A 4,631-nucleotide genomic window follows, 5' to 3' on the forward strand; every position below is an offset into this window, starting at 1 on the left:
ATTATTTAACAAATGTGACTTTACCTGAGATTATAACCAGAGTATAATAATCTCCAACGAACTAACGTTCTTGTTATGGGGTGAGGAAATGACATTTGTGGTAAATCGTGAGAATAATAAATTAGCAAAAGTTCTTGCTGAAGCTCTTCAAGACCAGAAGTTCGTAAACTTAAAAGTCTATGATGATAAAGGTGATCAGCAAATAACTGGCTTAGTAACTAAAATCGATCAGGAATCAAGAAGATTAAAGTTCTCCCACGAAGAGGGAATTGATTGGATCCCACTTGATGATGTACTTAATGCAGAGCTGGTAAAGGGCTGATGAAGTAAGTTCCAGTGGAATGTCATGGTCATTAGTTAAGGTTTATAATCTCTACATATTAGTTATATAAAAATCGGAGAACGCATTTAGGCGTTCTTCTTTTTTTTATTTAAGTTTCTGATATAGAACCATACAATTTAACTTTGAGCTACTCAAACCTATAACCTTTTTTCAATATCATTTGGGCGCCGGTCCAATGCACCACAACTTTATTAGTTTTCATATGTATAAATCTCTTTTATTTGAAAATACTAGATTAGTAGATTCAGTGGAGAGGGGGAGGAATTATGAAGCATTTAGCACATTATAATAGGTTTTATTTTTTACTGTACGTGAAAACTGGTGAGACTAAACATCTAATGCAATTAATGAAGCGAAAATAACCAAAATTGCTTAATCTAATTAGTAACTCTTTATAATAGTTACCAAACAAAAATGAGGGGATTTTCCCTCATTTTTGTTTGTAATCTTAGCGTAAAAAATCGATATTTCCACTTGCGTCCATTTTAAACACCGTTTTTTCTCGATCTTCTCCTTCAATAGCACCAATTTGTCGTGCACGTTGAAGTATTTGCAAGAGAGTTCTGTAATCCTCATTAACAGTAAATTCGGATGGTGTGCCTGAAGTTACTTTGAGTTGGTCTTTAAGCTGGCTGATCTCACTTTCCTTATCTCGCAGTTGTTCCTTTAAACGAGTAATTTCCTTGACCATGTTACTGAGCTGCATCTTTTGTTTATTAGCCAGCTCAATTATTTGTTCTAAATACTGAGTTAGTTGTTCAGGGTCTTTTTCCGTAACACTTGATACGGTAACAGTATCATGTTTTGAAAGATGCATCTTTTGTTGTTTCCTATTCATCCTATCTTGTTTTGCTTCTCTGATTTCTTTTTCATATTGTTTTCTGACATACGAATTCCATCTGAAACCACACGCGGCAGAAGTTCGAATCAAGTTATTTCCTGCTTCTTCAAAAGCATTAAGTTGAGTACTGCCTTCACGAATATGCTTAAGAACTAGCTCCGCAAGTATTACATCATCATTGTTGGACCAATTATCTTTTCTTTCTTGTTCCATACCTTTTTCCACCTTAATTAGTAATTTTTAGTACCATTTTTACCTTCTATTACAGTTTTATTCTTTTTTTTGAAGGTTTATTACAGATACCTAGGCAATATGCTTCCTTTACGATTATGTTTGGTGTACATTACTTGGCCGCTGTTAATGCTTTTCTCTGCTTCAATATCTTTTTTGCAAACAATCCCTAACTCAAATAGTAACCGTACAAAATGAATTTTTGAAAAATCGATATTCTAACCCTAGCGGTAATAGCTTAAACAACGAGATGAGGAGCGGAGACTTGTAGTAAGGGGATCGTACCTATTCCAGAAGAAAGTATTAATAATGTTATTGTTATTAATTTTAATACTTTTATTAATTTTTATATTATTATTATTTTTATGATGCTAACATATATACAGAGGTTTTGTTAGGAAATGGTCTATTTGCTACCAATGACAAGAATCATTCATTCACTAACGAGGGCGGTTCGTGGCTCGGATGAGAAAGAAAATGTCCTTATAATAGGGGATTAGAGAGACTATACATAATTTAACAAAACCAAAACGTAAAAGCTGTCGAAGACCTCCTCGGAAAAAACTTCAAATACTGAGGCAATTCAACAAGCTTATAGGGCAGGATATAAAAGTAACAGTAAGCTGCCAAAATTATAAATTTAAGTTTAAGGGTACTAATATTACTTAATAAATTTAGAGATTATTTCGGTTTTTATAATCCCATTCATTTACTCTGCAATTCCTCACTTGATAATTCGGTATTCTGACCCTAGCAGTATAAGATTATCGTTATGTTTCAGAAGGAAGAGGGTGGGTTCAATACCTTTCAACTGCCTATCTTATGTCAATATTTTTATTAATCTTAATAAACATAATAAATTTATTATGTCTATTAAGATTAATATTAGAGGGGGTTACCATTTCGCTCGACTCTTACACGAAACAAAGGCAATTGACAACTGGGGAATTATTCCATACAATCAAACTAAATTGAATATGCACCGGGGGCTTGATGAAGTCAGGCTGAGATTGTGACCTTTTGTCACTGACCGTATCTGATCTGGGTAATGCCAGCGTAGAGAAAATACTGATGAACAGGACTAAGCTATTATCGTGTCTACGATTTTAGCATATGTTCTTGTTTTCCTTTCCCTCGGTGCGAACCATCTTACCAAATGGTGTAGATGGTTGATCAGCGGAGGGAGGTAGATCTTTGTACAAGTCAAGACCGCATCCTAACGATGTGGTCTTTTTACTCTTTTCTGGATCGTACTCCCCCGCGTTATTCAAATACTGAGGAGGAATTAAATTGGCTAATTATGAATCGGATCAAAAAATGAACGAGGTTTCCCCCAATATTGCAGTCTTTCCGGGTAGCAAGAATGTGTATGTGCAAGGTTCCCGCCCCGATATACGTGTCGCGATGCGCGAGATCACACTCAACCCGTCGTCTGGCCCAACAGGAGAGCAGCAGCACTATGAACCTGTAAGAGTGTATGACAGCAGCGGCTTGTACACGGATGGAGAATATATTACGGATATTTCTCAAGGCCTCCCGCTGAACCGCCATCAATGGATCCTGGAACGCGGGGATGTAGAGGAATACAAAGCTCGAACGATTACGCCGGAGGATAATGGGTTTAAGTACGTAGATGCTCCCGATTCACAAAAGATATTTCCGCGTGTAGGTCGTCAGCCGCTTCGAGCAAAGCCAGGAACCAACGTGACTCAGATGCACTACGCTCGACGTGGCATCATTACCCCCGAAATGGAATACATAGCGATTCGTGAAAATGTCGACCCAGAGTTCGTACGCAGTGAAGTAGCGCGTGGTAGAGCCATCATACCGTCAAACATAAATCACCCAGAGAGCGAGCCGATGATCATCGGACGCAACTTCCTTGTTAAAATCAATGCCAATATCGGCAACTCTGCCGTTGCCTCGTCTATTGATGAAGAAGTAGAAAAAATGCGCTGGGCAACACGTTGGGGAGCAGACACCGTCATGGACCTCTCGACGGGTAAGAATATTCATACGACTCGCGAATGGGTCATCCGGAACTCGCCGGTTCCTATAGGAACTGTTCCACTTTACCAAGCGTTGGAGAAAGTCGACGGTAAAGCTGAAGAGCTTACCTGGGAAATTTACCGTAACACACTCATTGAACAGGCCGAGCAGGGAGTCGACTACTTTACGATCCATGCAGGAGTGCTGTTGCGCTATGTGCCGTTGACAGCGAAACGCGTCACCGGAATCGTATCCCGCGGCGGCTCAATTATGGCTGCTTGGTGCCTCGCGCACCATCAGGAAAACTTCTTGTACACACATTTTGAAGATATTTGCGAGATTATGAAAACCTACGACATTGCCTTCTCCTTAGGCGATGGTCTACGGCCAGGTTCTATCGCCGACGCCAATGACGAGGCGCAGTTCGCGGAGCTCGAGACGCTGGGTGAGCTAACACAGATCGCGTGGAAGCACGATGTGCAGGTGATGGTCGAAGGTCCTGGTCATGTACCGATGCATCGTATTCAGGAGAATATGGACCGTCAGCTTGAGGTGTGTCAGGAAGCTCCATTTTACACACTTGGCCCGCTGACTACCGACATTGCGCCAGGCTATGATCATATTACATCGGCGATAGGTGCAGCAATGATCGGCTGGTTCGGTACGGCTATGCTATGCTACGTTACACCGAAGGAACATCTAGGCCTGCCGAATAAGAATGACGTGCGCGAAGGCGTTATAGCATACAAAATTGCTGCTCACGCCGCGGATTTGGCAAAAGGCCATCCCGGTGCACAGCTACGAGATGACGCGCTTTCTAAAGCACGCTTTGAGTTCCGCTGGCGGGACCAGTTCAATTTGGCACTCGACCCTGAGCGGGCTATGGAATACCACGACGAGACACTTCCGGCTGAAGCTGCCAAGACCGCACATTTCTGTTCAATGTGTGGACCGAAGTTCTGCTCGATGCGTATTACGCAGGACATACGAGAGTACGCGAAGCAACACGAGCTTGATGACGCCGAAGCAATAAAGAAGGGCATGGTACAGAAGTCTGAGGAATTTAAAAAGATCGGAAAGTTAATCTACTAATAATTAAAATAAAAGCCGTACATCAGCTGTGAGTGCTGTTATTGTACGGCTTTTTGTGTTTGTCTGGTTGTAATATTTAAAGGTATATACAACGATTGGGTCAACACACGAATTATGTTATTAAGTTTATTAAAA

At 40.7% G+C, this 4,631-nt stretch carries 3 protein-coding genes; 2 read left to right on the forward strand and 1 reads right to left on the reverse strand.

Features of this window, described 5'->3' with window-relative positions:
- The first annotated feature begins 88 nt into the window (after positions 1–88).
- Positions 89–322 carry a YolD-like family protein gene (locus tag ACFQ88_RS39405; RefSeq protein ID WP_379463400.1) on the forward strand — a complete coding sequence of 78 codons (234 nt, stop codon included), beginning with the start codon at positions 89–91 and terminating at the stop codon, positions 320–322.
- Between the two features lie 469 nt (positions 323–791).
- Here the strand turns inward: ACFQ88_RS39405 and ACFQ88_RS39410 are convergent, their stop codons facing one another.
- Complete coding sequence (locus tag ACFQ88_RS39410; RefSeq protein ID WP_379463402.1) at positions 792–1,397, reverse strand: RsfA family transcriptional regulator; 606 nt, start codon at positions 1,395–1,397, stop codon at positions 792–794.
- Positions 1,398–2,732: 1,335 nt separating this feature from the next.
- Here ACFQ88_RS39410 and thiC point away from each other — a divergent pair.
- The gene (gene thiC / locus ACFQ88_RS39415; protein WP_379463404.1) at positions 2,733–4,496 is read left to right on the forward strand and encodes a phosphomethylpyrimidine synthase ThiC; all 1,764 of its coding nucleotides are present in this window, start codon (positions 2,733–2,735) and stop codon (positions 4,494–4,496) included.
- Positions 4,497–4,631: the final 135 nt, after the last annotated feature.

It is taken from the genome of Paenibacillus sp. NPDC056579 (assembly GCF_042793215.1).
Classification (GTDB): domain Bacteria; phylum Bacillota; class Bacilli; order Paenibacillales; family NBRC-103111; genus Paenibacillus_S.

Coding starts and splice junctions, on each gene's coding strand:
- ACFQ88_RS39405 (WP_379463400.1), top strand. CDS start 89: ATGACATTTGTGGTAAATCGTGAGAATAATAAATTAGCAAAAGTTCTT.
- ACFQ88_RS39410 (WP_379463402.1), bottom strand. CDS start 1,397: ATGGAACAAGAAAGAAAAGATAATTGGTCCAACAATGATGATGTAATA.
- thiC (WP_379463404.1), top strand. CDS start 2,733: ATGAACGAGGTTTCCCCCAATATTGCAGTCTTTCCGGGTAGCAAGAAT.